The organism is Pseudomonas sp. GW822-FHT03F08 (genome assembly GCF_058801265.1).
Map to the genome: position 1 here is coordinate 169,434 of NZ_JBXANC010000011.1, position 15,408 is coordinate 184,841.

The window sequence follows — 15,408 nt, forward strand, 5'->3', positions numbered from 1 at the left end:
GGGGAGCAGGGCGTCCCCCACGAGGTCATGGGATTCGATCAGAGGAACCGCAGCAGTGCGGCAACGATGGCTTCAGGTGCATCTTCTTGCACCAGATGCCCGGCATTCGGGATCGGGTGAAACTGCGATCCGGGGATCAACTGGTGCAAGGCCCGGCCGCGTTCGATGGGAATCCACTGATCCTCCTCACCCCAGAGAATCTGCACCGGGCAGCGAATCGTCGGGTACAGCGGCTGAGTTTCCAGTGTGTAGCGCTGGTCCATCTGCGCGATCTGCCGGTAGAACGCCGCTTGCCCCGGATCACCCAGCCACGGCTGCACGTAGGGCGCCAGTTCATCATCCGGAATGTCACGATGAATCGCCCCGCGAATATAGGTCGGGACGATGGCGCGCTGGATGTAATCGGGCAGGCCGCTGAACGCCGCTTCATGCTGGCGCACGTGCTGCACGAACGGCGAACCCCAGGGTGTCAGCGCCACCGGGTCGATCAGCGTCAGGGTGCGGTAATCCTTGCCATTGAGCAGATGCGCGCGCAGGGCGGTGGCGCCGCCGAAGTCGTGGGCAACCACGTCCGGGCGTTGCAGGCCCCAGTGATCCAGCAGTTGCGCGAGCAATTCGTTTTGCACGCCGAGGGAGACATCGGCGTCCGGTTGCTCGGACCGCCCGTAGCCCAGCAGGTCGAAGTAATGCACCCGATGGCTGGCGAAAAAATGCGGCGCGATGCGGTGCCACACGTAGGAAGAGAAGGGTGTGCCGTGCACGAACACCAGCGGCGGGCCGTCGCCGCGCACCCCGTGGCGAATCTGTCGCCCGTTGAAGTCAAAGACCTGATCCAGCAGCCAGTCCGTCATGGGCCTGTCCTCTTGGCGGGTTCGAGCCAAAAAGCATAGGCGTAAAAAAACCACCGGTCTCGGTGGTTTTTTGTGTCGCGGGATTTACTCGCCGCGATAGATGCAACCGCTGGTGCAGGTCTCGTGGATGCGGATCGCACTGAGTTCCGGCAGCAGGGGCTTCAACTCATTCCAGATGAACTTGGCCAGCACTTCGCTGGTCGGGTTCTCAAGGCCCGGAATATCGTTCAGGTAGTTGTGGTCCAGACGCTCGTACAACGGCTTGAAAATCGCCTTGATCTCGGAGAAATCACGGATCCAGCCGGTGTGCGGGTCGAGGTCGCCGCTCAGGTGAATCGCCACTTTGAACGAGTGACCGTGCAGGCGTCCGCACTTGTGGCCGTCCGGTACGTGGGGCAGGCGGTGGGCGGATTCGAACGTAAATTCCTTGAAGATTTCCACAGTGTTTTCAGCTCTGTTGAGATGGCGTTCGCCGCAGCGAATTCGGGCAGGCGGCGAGTTTACCAGCTTGTCCCCGGCTGTGCTGACTAAAGGGTCAGCAAGCGCTCGGCGAGGCGACCATTGGCAGTCAGTTCAAGGAACTCGTCGCCCAGACGGCGGCTCTCGTCCATCGCCGCGCGCCAGTATTTCTGCCGGCTCGGTGCATCGCCCATGAAGCGTTTGAAGTCGTTACGGTCGGGGAGTTTGCCGTAGGGCAGGCGCGCCAGGTATTCCTTGGACGGCGCGAGCAACAGCACGTCCTGCAAGCGTTCCACCGAGGCTTTGCGCCAGGGCAGGGTCTTGTCGAACCAGCCCGGAATCACCCGGTCGGTGAAGTGCGGATAGAGCACGATGCCGTCGCCGTTGTAGGGCAGGTCGAGGTGATAGTCCAGCAGACCGCCATCGCGGAACGTGCCGGCTCCGGCGCCCGGCAGGTCGCGCACGCCTTCCATGACCATCGGGATCGAACCGGACGCGAGCAGCGCCTGGCGCAGGTTCCCGGCATTGAGGGCGACGAAACGCGACGGGAAGTCATTCAGCGCATGCACCGGCGGCGCCAGGCGCGGGTCGTGGATGATCAGCCGTTCGAAGTGCCGCGACAGCCGCGCCCGGCCCCGCAGGTTGTCGGCGATCACTGAACCCAGCGCCAGCCCGAGCCGGCCGCGATGATCGTCCGCCAGCCGCCCGTGGCTTTTGACCACCATGATGTTCAAGCGGTAATGGGCGTTGTCGAGCAGTACCGCATCGCGACCGTCAAGCAGGTCATCGAGCATGCGCTGCGAACTGCGGCTGACGTCGCCGATGGTCACGCCCTTGTTGAAGTTCTGCTCGGTGTACAGATGACCGAGGCGACGAATGCCTTCGGCGGCATCCGGCAGGCAGGCGCTGGCGAAGCGCCAGGAGCCCACCGACGCACCGATCAGCGAGCGCTCGCGCGGAGCCGCCGGCAGCCACTCGCCGAACAGCGCCAGATCCAGCCCCTGAATCCCCAACGCCTTCGGCCCACCGGCAGCGCCGGGCAGCGTGCCGACGTCGGCGGCGTTCAGGCCCTGGGCGCGGATGCGCGCCATGGCACGTGGGCCAGCCTTGAGGGTGAGGGCAGGGAACTTGATGTGGATGGCTGTCATACCGGTCTCGATCGTTAGCAAGCGAAGAATTATAAACACATGTTGCCGGCCCTGCGGGAGCGGGTTCGATGATGGCAGTTCAGTTTCAATTAAGTTCGAATCGCTAAGGTGTCCGCCAAGGAAGCACTACCAGATATCAGGAGACACTCATGAAAATCCTCGCGACCCTGTTCATCGCGCTCCTGTTCTACGGCCTGACCTCGAACCTCGCCCACACCCGCGACTTGCTTGCCGATGAAGCCCGAAAACTGATCGACGCTGGTACCATTGTGCCGATTGAGACCGTCAAGGCCACGGCCATGGCCCGCCATCCGGATTCGACAGTCATCGATATCGAACTGGAAAAGCGCTACGGCTTTTATCTGTACCAGATCGAGCTGAAAGATCCGCAAGGCGTGGAATGGGAAATGGAACTGGACGCGAGCGACGGGCTGTTGCGCAAGGATCATCAGGACACTTAATGAAATTGTTTTTGCCGTATTCATCGACGCGCGCCACGGGCCTTATGGCCCTGGCGCTCGTTGCGTTCTGCTCGGCGCCGCTCGCTCGCGACCTGAATCAGGACGAAGCCCTGCGCCTGCGTCAGCAGGGGGTGATTCTGCCGCTGGAGCAAGTGCTGCATAACGCGCTGGATCGCTACCCCGGCGCGAAACTGCTGGAAGTCGAGCTGGAAGAAAAACACGACGTCTACATTTACGAAGTCGAGTTGCTGACCGTCGACGGTGTGACACGCGAGCTGCATCTCGAGGCCGCCACCGGCCGCTTACTGAAAGACAAGGAAGATTGACCGATGCGTTTGCTTCTGGTGGAAGACCACGTTCCTCTGGCCGATGAACTGATCGCCGGCCTGCAACGCCAGGGCTACGCCGTGGACTGGCTGGCGGACGGCCGTGATGCGGTCTATCAGGGCCGCAGCGAGCCATACGACCTGATCGTTCTCGACCTCGGTCTGCCAGGCGTGCCGGGCCTTGAAGTGCTGGCGCAATGGCGCGCCGGCGGGCTGGCGACGCCGGTGCTGATCCTCACTGCCCGCGACTCCTGGGCCGAGCGCATCGAAGGCCTGAAGGCCGGTGCCGACGATTACCTGACCAAACCCTTCCACCCGGAAGAACTGCATTTGCGGATTCAATCGCTGCTGCGCCGCTCCAAGGGGCAGGCCAACCAGCCGACGCTCAAGTCGGCGGGGCTGCATCTGGACGAGGGCCGCCAGTGCGTCGTGCGCGACGGCGCCGATATTCAACTGACCGCCGCCGAGTTCCGCCTGCTGCGCTACTTCATGCTGCACCCGGAGCAGATTCTTTCCAAAAGCCACCTCGCCGAACACCTCTACGACGGTGAAACCGAGCGCGACTCCAACGTGCTTGAAGTCCACGTCAACCACCTGCGCCGCAAACTCGGCAAAAGCGTGATCGAAACCCGTCGCGGCCAGGGTTATCTGTTCGGCGGACAAGCTTCGTGAGATCGATCCAGCGCCGCTTGAGCCTGGGTCTGATCAGCGTCATGGTGATCGTCGGTCTGGTGCTGGCGCAAACCAGCCTGTGGCTGTTCGAAGTGGGTTTGCAGCGTTACCTCGAAGCCGGCCTGCGCAACGACAGCGAGAGCCTGCTGGTGGCGCTGGTGCGCGGCCCGCAAGGCTTGCAGCTGGACGAGCGGCACTTGTCGCCGGCCTATCAGCGGCCGTTTTCCGGGCATTACTTCCGCATCGATTTCGCCGAGAGTCACTGGCGCTCCCGTTCGTTGTGGGATCAGGAACTGCCGCTGCTGGAACGGCCAGGCCTGCACAGCAATCTGCAACTGGGGCCGGACGGTCAGCAACTGCTGGTGTTGCGCTCGGATTACAAACGGCTCGGCCAGTCGATCTCGATCAGCGTGGCCCAGGATTACACGCCTGTGCGCGAGAGCTTCCAGCGCATGCGCCAGATTGGGCTGGGGCTCGGGTTGGCCGGGTTGTTGCTGATCCTGATCCTGCAACGGCTGACCGTGCACCGCGCCTTGCGCCCACTGGAAAAGGCTCGCGAGCAAATCGCCCAGTTGCAACAGGGCCAGCGTTCACAACTTGACGAGCAGGTGCCGGCAGAACTGGAACCGCTGGTGGCGCAGATCAACCATTTGCTGGCGCACACCGAAGACAGCCTCAAGCGTTCGCGCAATGCCTTGGGCAACCTCGGGCACGCGCTGAAAACTCCGCTGGCGGTGCTGCTGAGCCTGGCCTCGAACGAAAAGCTCGATGCTCATCCCGAGTTGCGCAAGATCCTCAAGGAACAACTGGAACAGGTGCAGCAACGGCTTAACCGCGAGCTCAATCGTGCACGACTCTCCGGCGATGCGTTGCCGGGGGCACTGTTCGATTGCGATGCGGAACTGCCGGGGTTGCTGGCAACGTTGAACATGATCCACGGCGAACACCTGGCATTGAGCTACGTCGCGCCGACCGGGCTGCAATTGCCGTGGGACCGTGAAGACCTGCTGGAATTGCTCGGCAACCTGCTGGACAACGCCTGCAAATGGGCGGATGCCGAGGTGCGCCTGAGCGTGGTCGAGACGGCTGAAGGCTTTGTTCTGAGTGTGGAAGACGACGGGCCGGGGATTCCCGAGGCGCAGCGGGCTCAGGTGTTCAGTCGGGGGACGCGGCTGGATGAGCAGACCCATGGGCATGGGTTGGGGCTGGGGATTGTGCGGGATATTGTCGAGACGTGGGGCGGGGTTTTGGTGCTTGGCGAAAGTGAGTGGGGTGGGTTGAAGGTAGAGATTCAGTTGCCTCGGCGTTAAACCCGCTCCCACAGGGATCTGTGGTGAGCGGGTTTTAGCGTCAGACCCGGAACTGATCCATAAGACTCTGCTGCTGATTCGCCAGGCTATTGAGCGACTGACTCACCCGCGCCGATTCATTCGCCTGCCCCGACAGCGATTCCGTCACATCACGAATCGTCGCCACGTTGTTGTTGATCTCTTCGGCTACTGCGCTCTGTTCTTCGGCGGCGCTGGCGATCTGCAGGTTCATGTCGCTGATCACCGTCACCGCATCGCCGATCTGGCGCAGTGCGGTCACGGCCTGGCCGACCTGTTCGACGCTGCCCTGAGCCTGACGATGGCTGTTGCCCATCGAACCGACCACGTCCTGGGTGCCGCTTTGCAGTTGCTCGATCACCTGGCGGGTTTCTTCCACCGATTCCTGGGTGCGGCGAGCGAGGTTGCGCACTTCGTCGGCGACCACCGCAAAGCCACGTCCAGCTTCACCGGCGCGGGCGGCTTCGATGGCAGCGTTGAGCGCCAGCAGGTTGGTCTGCTCGGCGATGGCGCGGATGGTTTCCAGCACCGCGCCGATTTTCTCGCTGTTGGCGGCCAGGCCTTCGACCTGGATCATCGCGGCGCTCATGTCGGCGGCGAGGTGGTCGATGCTGGCGGTGGTGCGGTCGATCACGGTCAGGCCCTGACGGGTAGCGCGATCGGCATCTTTGGCGGCTTCCGCCGCTTGCGCGGCGCTGCGGGCCACGTCCTGGGCGGTGGCGCTCATTTCGTGGGACGCGGTGGCGACCTGATCGACCTGACGGTATTGCTGCTCCATGCCGGCGCTGGTCTGGGTGGCAATGGCCGAAGACTGGTCAGCAGTGTTACGCGCGTCCTGCACCGAGCGTTTCACCTCGGCGATGATCGGTTGCAGCTTGTCGAGGAAGCGGTTGAACCAACCGGCCAACTGACCGAGTTCATCTTTCTTGTCATAGGCCAGACGACGGGTCAGGTCACCTTCGCCGCTGGCGATGTCTTCCAGCATGTGGGCCACGCCGAGGATCGGCTTGGTCACGCTGCGTGCCATCAGCCACACCAACAACAGGCCGACCAGCGCGGCGAGCACGCCCAGGCTCAGTTCGATCAACGTGCCCGAGGTGTTGCTGGCATCCAGTTGTTGCTTGAGCGCTTCGGCGCGGCTGACCAGGACTTTCTCCGGCACATCGAGCAGCACGCCCCACGACGGACCACCGGGAATCGGCTGGAACGGCGACAGCACTTTCAGTTGCGCATTGCTGTGCAGGCTGCTGACGGTTTTGCTCGAGGCCAGCAGGCGCAGCAATTCAGCGCCGCTGGTGGTGTCTACCGCGTCGAGGCGCTGGCTGAGTTTGCTGGCGTCCGGGCTGTAACCGGCGAGCAGGCCGGCGGGGCTGATGATGCTCACGGCGGTCTGGCCGTCATAGAGCTTTTTGCTGGCGCCCTGGCTGATCGCTTGCAGGCTGTTGAGGTTGATGTCCACCGACAACGAGGCGATGACTTTGCCGTTGACCATCAGCGGGAACACGATGCTGGTCATCAGCACCTTTTGCCCGTCGATCACGTAGAAGTAGGGTTCGATCACGCACGGCTTGAGCGTGGTGCGCGGGCAGGTGAACCAGGCATTGGCGGCCTGGCCGCTGGGGCCGGTGCTGGTGTCGGCCATGTCGCTTTCCGGCAGTGCCATCGAGGTGACCTTGCCCGGGGTCGGCTGCGACCAGTACAGGGCGAAGCGGCCCTTGTCGTTGCTGCCCAGTTCAGCCTGACCGGCAAACAGTTCATCCTTGCCGTCCAGCGCGTTGGCTTCAAAAACCAGAGACAGACCGAGCAATTCCGGGTTGGCCTGCAACGCGGATTTCACCTGACGGGTCATGTCTTCGCGCAGGTCGAAGGCATCGAGGAAGCGCTTCTCGGCCTGTTCACGCAAGAACAGCACCTGGCGCGAGAAACCGTGGCCATATTGATAAGCGTCCATGAACTGCTGGCGAATGCCTGCCGCCTGAACTTCGCCCTGGGATTCGATGCGAGCCTGGGCCGACTCGGTGAGCATTTCCATGCTCGAAGCTTTCACCAGTTCAGAACTGTGCTCCATGCGATACAGCGAAAGACCCACCAACAGGGTCACGATACCGGCCAGGCAGAGCCCGGCGAGCAGGGTGATTTTCCATTGGATGGAAAGTTGTCTGAGCGACATGGAGACGTCCTTATTCGATAAATATCTGAGACTTTGCACTGTAACGGCCGCGTTTCGACTTTCTTTATGGCGCAAATGCAATATGGCGAATTGACGCACGTTGTGGCGGATATGCCATCGTTCGCAGTTTGATCATGGAAAGTTACACAGTGTCGCGACCGGTCGCTTTGACACTGCGCCCGCTCTGCGGCACAGTGCGCGCCCTTCTAATAAGACCCTCTATGCAAATCCGCTGGCGACCCTCGTGGCTTGCCGGACGGACTCATCCTGTCTGGCGGTGAATGGCTTTACCGTCGTGTTTTTGAGGTAGTGAAATGAATGCAGTGATTGCTGCGGTCGGCGTCATGCTGATCCTCAGCCTGTCCCGTGTGCATGTGGTGATCGCGTTGATCGTCGGTGCGCTGGTCGGTGGCCTGACTGGCGGCCTGGGCATCGACGCCACGCTCAAGGCGTTCAACAGTGGCCTGGGCGGCGGTGCGACGGTGGCGTTGTCCTACGCGTTGCTCGGTGCTTTCGCGGTGGCGATTGCCAAGTCCGGCCTGGCCCATGCGCTGGCCGACAAGGCTCTGGCGATGGTCGACCGTCAGCATGCGACCGGGGGCGGCAGCGTCAAATGGCTGCTGATCGGCCTGCTGTGGGTGGTGGCGATTGCTTCGCAGAACATCCTGCCGATCCACATCGCGTTCATTCCGTTGCTGGTGCCGCCGCTGCTTTATGTACTGACCAAGCTGCAACTGGATCGCCGGCTGATCGCCTGCGTCATGACCTTCGGCCTGATCACGCCGTACATGGTGTTTCCGGTCGGCTTCGGCAACATCTTCCTCAACCAGATCCTGCTGGCCAACGTCAGCAAGGCCGGCGTGGACATCAGCCAGGTCAACGTCATGCATGCGATGGCGATCCCGGCGGCGGGCATGGTGTTCGGTCTGTTGATGGCGGTGTTTTTCAGCTACCGCAAGAAGCGTGTCTACGACCTGGAAAAGATCGAACAGGTGGAGCAGGTCAGCGTCGCCTACAACCCGATGACGATCGGCATCGCCGGCCTGGCTATTGCCGCAGCCTTCATTATTCAGTTGCTGCTGGATTCGATGATTATCGGGGCGCTGGCCGGGTTTCTGATTTTCTCGGCGTCGGGCATCGTCAAGTGGCGCGAGACTGACGGGCTGTTCACCGAAGGCATGAAGATGATGGCGATGATCGGTTTCATCATGATCGCCGCCTCAGGGTTTGCCGAAGTGCTGAAGGCTACCGGCGAGGTGCGCACACTGGTCGAAAGCGCGGCGGCGCAGATTGATCACAGCAAGGCCATTGGCGCGCTGCTGATGCTGCTGGTGGGGCTGATGGTGACCATCGGCATCGGTTCGTCGTTTTCCACAGTGCCGATTCTGGCGGCGATTTTCGTGCCGCTGTGCGTGCAGCTGGGTTTCAGCCCGATGGCGATTGTCTGCATCGTCGGCACGGCCGGTGCTCTGGGCGACACCGGTTCGCCAGCTTCGGACTCGACCCTCGGCCCGACCTCCGGCCTGAACATCGACGGCCAGCATCACCACATCTGGGACACCGTGGTGCCGACCTTCCTGCACTACAACCTGCCGTTGCTGGCGGCGGGCTGGATGGCCGCGATGGTCTTGTAAGCCCCAAACCGGATCGTTACTGCTCAGTGAGTGGTAACGATCTGGTTAAGACCCAGCTCAACTTTTGCTTTCGCGTGCCGTTAACGCCTTTAACCACGCCAATAAAACCAAAAGAGTGAGCACCCATGCGCCTGAGTCTCAAGGCTAAAGTCCTGTCCCTTGCCGTCCTTCCGGTCTTGCTCTTTGCGCTGGTGATCAGCCTGACCACGCTGTTCATCCTCCAGGAGCAGGCGCACAAGGAAGTCGAACAGACCCGCGAACGCCTGCTCGGCGACGCCAAGGCCACCCTGGCCAGTTATGTCGCCGTGGCCATGACCACCATCAAACCGCTGTACGACGCTGCCGCCCCCGGTGACGCCGACGCGCGGGCGCAGGTGATCAAACTGCTGTCGAGCATCAAGTACGGCAAGGACGGCTACTTCTTCGGCTACGACTCCGAGACTGTGCGCCTGTTCAAGTCCACCGACCCTGACGGCGTGGGCAAGAGCTTCAAGGACAACCGCGACCCGAACGGCGTCTACGTCAATCGCGATCTGGTGAAGGTGGCGAAGGACGGTACTCACTACCTGCAATACAGCTCACCATTGCCGGGTAACGCGCAGGTGTTGGTGCCGAAACTCGGTTACACCGAATACCTGCCGAAGTGGGACATGGCGTTCGGTACGTCGGTCAACCTCGACGGCATCGAGGCGCAAGTGGCGCTGGTTCAGGCCCAGGTTCAGGACCGAATGGAAGGCGTGGTGCTGAGCATCGTCGGCGTGGCGGTGATCGTGTTGCTGGTGATCGCGGTGGCGGGGCTGGTGCTGGCCAATACCATTTTGCGGCCGTTGACGCTGATGAAAGCCAACCTCGACGACATTGCCGCGGGTGAGGGCGACCTGACTCGTCGCCTGACCATCACCAGCCAGGACGAGCTCGGCGAACTGGCCGGCTCGTTCAACCGTTTCGTCGACAAGATCCACGGCCTGGTGCGGCAGATCACCGAGATGACTTCGCAACTGACTGGACTGGTGACGCAAGTCTCGGATCAGGCCCAGCGCTCCGATCAGGCCATGGAACGTCAGCGCCACGAGACCGATCAGGTGGCGACGGCGATCAACGAAATGTCCGCCGCCGCGCAGGAAGTTGCCAAGAGCGCACAGAACGCCGCTGTCGCTGCACAGCAGACCGACGAAGAAGGCCAGACCGCCAAACGCGTGGTGGCCGGCAGCATCAAGCAGATTCATGCGCTGGTGGACGACATCCGCAGCAGCGGCGTGTCCCTCGACAGTCTGCAGCAGGATGTGTCGTCGATTGTTGGCGTGCTCGGGGTGATCCGCTCGATCGCCGAACAGACCAACCTGCTGGCACTCAACGCCGCGATTGAAGCAGCACGGGCCGGTGAGGCCGGGCGTGGGTTTGCGGTGGTGGCGGACGAGGTGCGGGCGCTGGCCTCACGCACGCAGATCAGCACTCAGGAAATTCAGGGGATGATTGATCGCTTGCAGGCCGGTACGCAGTCGGCGGTCGAGGCGATGCGCCGTTCCAGTGAAGCGGGTGACGGCACGTCTGCCCAGGCCAATCAGGCGGGGGCGTCGCTCGACGCCATGGCGGATCTGATTGCGACCATCAACTCGATGAACGCCCAGATCGCCAGTGCTGCCGAAGAGCAGACGGCGGTGGCGGAAGAGATCAACCGTAGCGTGCATCAGATTGCGGTGGCGGTGGATAACGTGGCGGATGAGACCCAGTTGGGGGCGCAGACTTCGCGGAGTCTGGCTGAGTTGGGGCAGCGGCTTGGGAAGTTGGTGGGGCAGTTCCGTATTTGACCCCTGAAAGCCCCCTCACCCTAGCCCTCTCCCGGAGGGAGAGGGGACCGATTGGGAGATATTTAAGAAATGCACCGACTTGAACGATTGGCTTTGAATCCATAATCGACACGACTTTTCAGGTCGATGTATGACGCAAGACACCGCGGTCAGTCCCCTCTCCCTCCGGGAGAGGGCTAGGGTGAGGGCTGGCTTTTGATCTTCAGGGACGATCCCAATAAGGAACCTCCCCAAAACACTCAACGAAGAAATCAATCACCGTCCGCACCTTCACCGACAACCGCCGACTCCCCGGCCACAGCACCGAAATCTGCTGCGGCTCCACACTGTTCGACACCTGAAACTCCCCCAACACCGGCACCAGCGTGCCCTCACGCACCGCCTCGCCGATCAGCCATGACGGAAACATCACCAGCCCCAGCCCTTGCACAGCGGCCTGGGTCAGGGTGTCGGCGTGGTTGCCAGTGATCGGGCCCTTGACCGAATACGGCGTCCACTCGCCCTGATCCTGACGGAAAAACCAGCGCTGCTGGCCGGTCGCGCCCTTGTAGGCCAGGCACTGGTGGCGGGCGAGGTCTTCGGGATGCTGCGGTGTGCCGAAGCGCTTGAGATACGCCGGGCTGGCCGCGACCTGAAACCGGTGCGGTGCCAGGATCCGCGCCTGCATGCTTGAGTCGTGCAGCGGGCCGATGCGGAACAGCAGGTCGGCACCTTCCTGCAGCGGGTCGATGTAGTGGTCGGTCTGCTGGATGTCCAGTTGCAGCTTCGGATAGCGCTCGCACAAACGGCCGAGCCACGGCGTCAAGTGGCGCTGGCCGAACACCACCGGGGCGTTGATCCGCACCAGTCCGGTCGGTTCGCTTTGCTGTTCCTGCAACGCCTGTTCGGCTTCCTCCAGTTGCACCAGCACCAGCCGCGCGTGGTGGCCGAGCATGCGCCCGGCTTCGGTTGGTGTGACCGCGCGGGTGTGGCGGTAAAGCAGTTGCTGGTTCAGCGCTTGCTCCATCAACTGGATCTGCCGGGATATCGAAGAGGGCGCCACGCCCTCGCGGCGGGCGACTTCGGAAAAGCTGCCGTGATCGAGCACGGCCACAAACAGCCTTAGCGCCTTGAATCCCAGTTCGTTGAGCCCGTGCATCGTGTGTCCTGCTGTGCGAGTTGCGCAAAAGTGTTGTCCAGATGCTCCCATTTATCGCACAGCTGCGCCAGCCGATAATCCGCGCCATCGTTTCCTTCAGAGGTTTTTCAGATGCAGTCGTTTGATGAAGTGAGTGCTGCGCCGGCACCTGTCGCCCGGTCCGGTTTGCGCTTGTTGCTGTTGCCGTTGGTGATTCTGGCCGGCATGGGTTTGTCGGTGGAGGCCGGGTTGCTCGGGCCGCTGGGTGAGCAGGTCGGGCACCTGTGGGCGACCTTGAGCATCTTCGGGGTTGGCTCGGCGATTCTGTTTTTGCTGTTGCTGTTTGCGGGGCCGCAGAAGGGGCCGGCGCTGACGGATCTGCCGCGCTGGCAGTTGATCGGTGGGTTTCTGGGGCCGATGTATGTGGTGGTGCTGACGTTGGCGACGCCGCATATCGGGATTGCGATGACGATGATTGCGATTTTGTCGGGGCAGGTTGGCAAGAGTGTGCTGATTGACCATTTCGGTTGGTTTGGGGCTACGCGCAAGAAGGTCAACGGTGAGCGGTGGCTGGCGTTGGGGTTGATTGTGGCGGCTTTGGTTTTGATTGCGCGGGGGTGAGGTGATGAGTCTGGTTATTTTGTTGGCGGTGGTGGTGTTGGCGGGTGCGGTGTTGAGTGTGCAGGCGGCGATCAATGGGCGTCTGGGTGAAACCGTCGGCGTTCTGCGCAGCAGTTTGTTGACGTTTGTGGTGGGGGCAGTTTCGACGGGGTTGTTGATTCTGTTTTTTGAGCCTGCGCAGGTGGTGAGTTTGTTGGAGGTGCCGAAGTGGCAGTTGAGCGGGGCGTTGTTTGGGGTGGTTTATATGATGGTGATGGTGGGGGCGGTGCCTCGGGTGGGGACGGCTGTGGCGACGGTGGCGGTGATTGTCGGGCAACTGGGGATGGGGATGTTGATTGATAATTTTGGGTGGTTGGGGAATCCGGCGATTGAGCTGTCTTCGAGTCGGGTTTTGGCGATGGTTTGTTTGGGGTTGGCGTTGGTGTTTATGTATCGCAGTAGCGTGCGGGGGGTTGATTGAGTACATATCCGTTGCTGCGGTAACGGCTTCTTAGGGTTCCGCCCTTACGGCGGGTCACTTTTGGCAAACGCCCCAAAAGTAACCAAAAGGTCTGTGCCCTGACGTACGGCCCTCGCTGTGGCTCGGGTTCCTTCGCTCCGGGATTGATCCGGGGGCATCGCCTACGGTTTGCTTCGCTGCACCTCCTCTCGATGCATGCGGCTTCGCCGCACGGTCGCTGCGCTCCCACCCCCGGACCAATCCCTCCACTCAGCCTGCCGACGGGCCTGTGCGTCAAAAGCGGTACTCGAGCTAACGCTCATTGTGGTGAGTGGTGAGTGGTGGGGGAGTGAGTGATTTGGTTGTTGGGTGGTTTTCACCTTCTACACTGGTAGCACGGCTTGTTCTTTCAGCCTCAGACAACCACCACCAAAGGAGTCTGTTCCATGGCAGATAGAAAATGCGATTGTCCGGGATGTCGTTGCACGATCAAGGAGGGTGAGCATTCTTATGTGGCGCACGGTAAGCATTATTGCTGTGAGGCCTGCGCGCATCACCACAAAAGTGGCGAGGAGTGTTCTGGCAAGGGTTGCCAGTGCGCGCACCCGAAATAACGGGCTGCATGAAAGAGTGGAGCCTAGTCAGGCTCCACTTCCAGTTTCAGGCTGTCGTCGTCCAGGCGTTCGGTGTGGCGGACGGTGCCTTGCAGGCGTCGGCCTTCGACTCGGACGTCGACGGTTGTGGCCTGTTCGAGGTCTTCCGGCTGTGGGGCCGGGACGCGCAGGGCGAAGCAGTAGGGATCGTTTTCGACGGGTTCCAGGCCAACCGGGCAGTCGATGCTTCTGGTGACTCTGCCGGAGGCGGTGTCCAGGCTGTAGTCCAGGTGCGCCGGGCTGCTGATGGTCGTCATGTGTGTTCCCCCGAATTAGTCCCCACCTGCGCCACAGCTTAGCTTGCCGGTCGCCACGTGACGTTTTCCACGCCGAATTTTTCCGCCGCAGGCTTGCTGGTCTTTTGCACCTTTTCCCGACCGAAACGCGGGATGCGGCCCACCCCGGCGTCGCAGCTTGCCCAGTGCCACGCCTCGGTGTTGTCCATTTTGTCCGAGCGGATAATGAACGACTTTGGCGCGCCGTGAAGGGTGTATTCGATGACAAACAGTTTTGCGTTGTTCATAAAGCCCGTCTTCCTCCCTGTGGTAATAGAAGGATCGTCGCGCACCGGGAAAATTCACTCGGATTGTCCGACGGTATCTATCAATGGCGAGCGAGGGGGCGGACTGGTTACCATGGCGTTTCCGTCAACCCCGATGAATGTTCGCCATGGCCCTCGCCGCGCCCCCCGATCTGAGTGATACCGATGTGCCGGTGCAACCGCTGGCGCGTACGTATCCGCGTGGGCTGTTCATCGAGCCGCATGAGCATGTCTGGGGGCAATTGCTGTATGCGATGAGCGGGGTGATGTGGGTCGAGACCCCGCACGAGGCGTTGGTGGTGCCGCCGCAGCGGGCGGTCTGGTTGCCGCCGGGCGTGCCGCACGGGATTCGCGTGGTGTCGGATTTGCAGATGCGCAATATCTACCTGCGCCCGGCGCTGGCGGCGACGCTGGATGAAACCGTGCAGGTGATCGAGGTCGGTGGTCTGCTGCGCGAGTTGATCGTCGGGCTGGTGGAGCAGGGCGATAACGGCGATGCCGAGTATTACGAAGCGTTGGTCGGGCTGGCGCTGCTGGAGCTGAGACGCGCAAGGCGTTCACAGTTGAAGATTCCGCTGCCGGACGATGCCGACCGGCGGCTGATGAGTCTGTGTCAGGCGGTAATGGCTGCGCCGTCGCTGGAGATTCCTTTTGAGCAACACGCCGAAAACGCCGGGGCCAGCGTGCGAACGTTGGCGCGGTTGTTCAAGGAGGGCCTGGGCATGGGCTTTGCCGAGTGGCGGCGGCAGGTGCAGTTGGCGACGGCGGTGGCGGAGTTGATTCAGGGCGTGCCGGTCAGCGCGATTGCCCGTGAGCTGGGTTATTCGCCGAGCAGTTTCAGCGACATGTTTCGCCGCGAGTTGGGTGTCGCGCCTTCGCAGTTCAGTGCCGGGCAGCTTCCAGGCTGATTTGGCCGAAATTCAGAAGTCCTTGGCCGGTGCCGGTCGCAGCCTTTCCCTAGACTTTGCCCATTCCCTTTATGTGGCGGAGTGATCCCATGAACTACCTGATTTCCCTGGGCATCGGTCTGGGCGTCGGCCTGCTGTATGGCGCGCTGGATTTCCGTTCCCCGGCGCCACCGGCCATCGCGCTGGTCGGCCTGTTGGGCATGCTGGCGGGCGAGCAGTTGTGGCCGATGGGCCGGCAACTGGTCAGTGGCTGGCTGTCCTGAATTTCCTTT

General features: G+C 61.9%; 18 protein-coding genes and 1 pseudogene. 11 read left to right on the plus strand and 8 right to left on the minus strand.

The features are described from left to right. Positions 1-38: 38 nt before the first annotated feature. From AC1RME_RS25395 to AC1RME_RS25405, 3 genes are all read right to left on the minus strand, one after another. Complete coding sequence (locus tag AC1RME_RS25395) at positions 39-851, minus strand: alpha/beta fold hydrolase (protein ID WP_493091921.1); 813 nt, start codon at positions 849-851, stop codon at positions 39-41. An 84-nt stretch (positions 852-935) separates the two neighbouring features. Further along, the gene (gene queD, locus AC1RME_RS25400; RefSeq protein WP_007955941.1) at positions 936-1,292 is read right to left on the minus strand and encodes a 6-carboxytetrahydropterin synthase QueD; all 357 of its coding nucleotides are present in this window, start codon (positions 1,290-1,292) and stop codon (positions 936-938) included. Positions 1,293-1,378: 86 nt separating this feature from the next. Further along, on the minus strand, positions 1,379-2,458 hold the full coding sequence (locus AC1RME_RS25405) for a hypothetical protein (protein WP_096822003.1): 1,080 nt from the start codon (positions 2,456-2,458) through the stop codon (positions 1,379-1,381). A 149-nt stretch (positions 2,459-2,607) separates the two neighbouring features. On the opposite strand from AC1RME_RS25405, the gene AC1RME_RS25410 reads away from it, so the two are divergent. The 4 genes from AC1RME_RS25410 to AC1RME_RS25425 are packed head-to-tail and all read left to right on the plus strand — an operon-like array spanning position 2,608 to position 5,227. After that, positions 2,608-2,919, plus strand: a complete 312-nt coding sequence (locus tag AC1RME_RS25410; protein WP_096822002.1) for a PepSY domain-containing protein — start codon at positions 2,608-2,610, stop codon at positions 2,917-2,919. Next, positions 2,919-3,245 carry a PepSY domain-containing protein gene (locus AC1RME_RS25415; protein WP_096822001.1) on the plus strand — a complete coding sequence of 109 codons (327 nt, stop codon included), beginning with the start codon at positions 2,919-2,921 and terminating at the stop codon, positions 3,243-3,245. The genes AC1RME_RS25410 and AC1RME_RS25415 overlap by 1 nt, the downstream gene beginning before the upstream one ends. Before the next feature lie 3 nt (positions 3,246-3,248). Further along, a complete protein-coding gene (locus AC1RME_RS25420) occupies positions 3,249-3,917 on the plus strand; it encodes a response regulator transcription factor (protein ID WP_096822000.1) in 669 nt (222 codons plus the stop codon). Then, complete coding sequence (locus AC1RME_RS25425; RefSeq protein WP_493091922.1) at positions 3,914-5,227, plus strand: ATP-binding protein; 1,314 nt, start codon at positions 3,914-3,916, stop codon at positions 5,225-5,227. The genes AC1RME_RS25420 and AC1RME_RS25425 overlap by 4 nt, the downstream gene beginning before the upstream one ends. 40 nt (positions 5,228-5,267) lie before the next feature. Here the strand turns inward: AC1RME_RS25425 and AC1RME_RS25430 are convergent, their stop codons facing one another. Next, positions 5,268-6,023: a methyl-accepting chemotaxis protein gene (locus AC1RME_RS25430; RefSeq protein ID WP_404943238.1), complete on the minus strand. Its 756-nt coding sequence runs from the start codon at positions 6,021-6,023 to the stop codon at positions 5,268-5,270. A 102-nt stretch (positions 6,024-6,125) separates the two neighbouring features. Next, a pseudogene (locus AC1RME_RS25435) lies at positions 6,126-7,415 on the minus strand (cache domain-containing protein); the annotation flags it as partial. A 314-nt stretch (positions 7,416-7,729) separates the two neighbouring features. Between AC1RME_RS25435 and AC1RME_RS25440 the strand changes: the two are divergent. Continuing rightward, entirely contained in the window at positions 7,730-9,049 is a 1,320-nt protein-coding gene (locus AC1RME_RS25440) for a Na+/H+ antiporter family protein (RefSeq protein ID WP_096821997.1), read from the plus strand. Positions 9,050-9,174: 125 nt separating this feature from the next. Further along, a complete protein-coding gene (gene ctpM, locus AC1RME_RS25445; protein WP_493091924.1) occupies positions 9,175-10,857 on the plus strand; it encodes a methyl-accepting chemotaxis protein CtpM in 1,683 nt (560 codons plus the stop codon). A gap of 202 nt (positions 10,858-11,059) precedes the next feature. Here ctpM and AC1RME_RS25450 read toward each other — a convergent pair whose 3' ends face one another. Then, a complete protein-coding gene (locus tag AC1RME_RS25450) occupies positions 11,060-11,995 on the minus strand; it encodes a LysR family transcriptional regulator (RefSeq protein ID WP_493091925.1) in 936 nt (311 codons plus the stop codon). A gap of 111 nt (positions 11,996-12,106) precedes the next feature. Here AC1RME_RS25450 and AC1RME_RS25455 point away from each other — a divergent pair, with 111 nt between their 5' ends. The 3 genes from AC1RME_RS25455 to AC1RME_RS25465 all read left to right on the plus strand — a co-directional run bounded on the left by AC1RME_RS25455 (position 12,107) and on the right by AC1RME_RS25465 (position 13,648). Further along, positions 12,107-12,595, plus strand: a complete 489-nt coding sequence (locus AC1RME_RS25455; protein ID WP_249489963.1) for a DMT family transporter — start codon at positions 12,107-12,109, stop codon at positions 12,593-12,595. 4 nt (positions 12,596-12,599) lie between these two features. Further along, positions 12,600-13,055 carry a DMT family transporter gene (locus AC1RME_RS25460; protein WP_493091927.1) on the plus strand — a complete coding sequence of 152 codons (456 nt, stop codon included), beginning with the start codon at positions 12,600-12,602 and terminating at the stop codon, positions 13,053-13,055. A 425-nt stretch (positions 13,056-13,480) separates the two neighbouring features. Next, positions 13,481-13,648: a metallothionein gene (locus tag AC1RME_RS25465; protein WP_074689145.1), complete on the plus strand. Its 168-nt coding sequence runs from the start codon at positions 13,481-13,483 to the stop codon at positions 13,646-13,648. Positions 13,649-13,671: 23 nt separating this feature from the next. Here AC1RME_RS25465 and AC1RME_RS25470 read toward each other — a convergent pair whose 3' ends face one another. Then, on the minus strand, positions 13,672-13,944 hold the full coding sequence (locus AC1RME_RS25470; RefSeq protein ID WP_096821994.1) for a hypothetical protein: 273 nt from the start codon (positions 13,942-13,944) through the stop codon (positions 13,672-13,674). A 38-nt stretch (positions 13,945-13,982) separates the two neighbouring features. Then, positions 13,983-14,210 carry a DUF6555 family protein gene (locus tag AC1RME_RS25475; RefSeq protein WP_096821993.1) on the minus strand — a complete coding sequence of 76 codons (228 nt, stop codon included), beginning with the start codon at positions 14,208-14,210 and terminating at the stop codon, positions 13,983-13,985. Positions 14,211-14,356: 146 nt separating this feature from the next. On the opposite strand from AC1RME_RS25475, the gene AC1RME_RS25480 reads away from it, so the two are divergent. Next, positions 14,357-15,136: an AraC family transcriptional regulator gene (locus AC1RME_RS25480; protein WP_493066560.1), complete on the plus strand. Its 780-nt coding sequence runs from the start codon at positions 14,357-14,359 to the stop codon at positions 15,134-15,136. 89 nt (positions 15,137-15,225) lie between these two features. Then, positions 15,226-15,399 (plus strand): DUF1427 family protein, encoded by a 174-nt coding sequence (locus tag AC1RME_RS25485; protein WP_085733565.1) that lies wholly within the window; start codon positions 15,226-15,228, stop codon positions 15,397-15,399. Positions 15,400-15,408 lie beyond the last annotated feature (9 nt).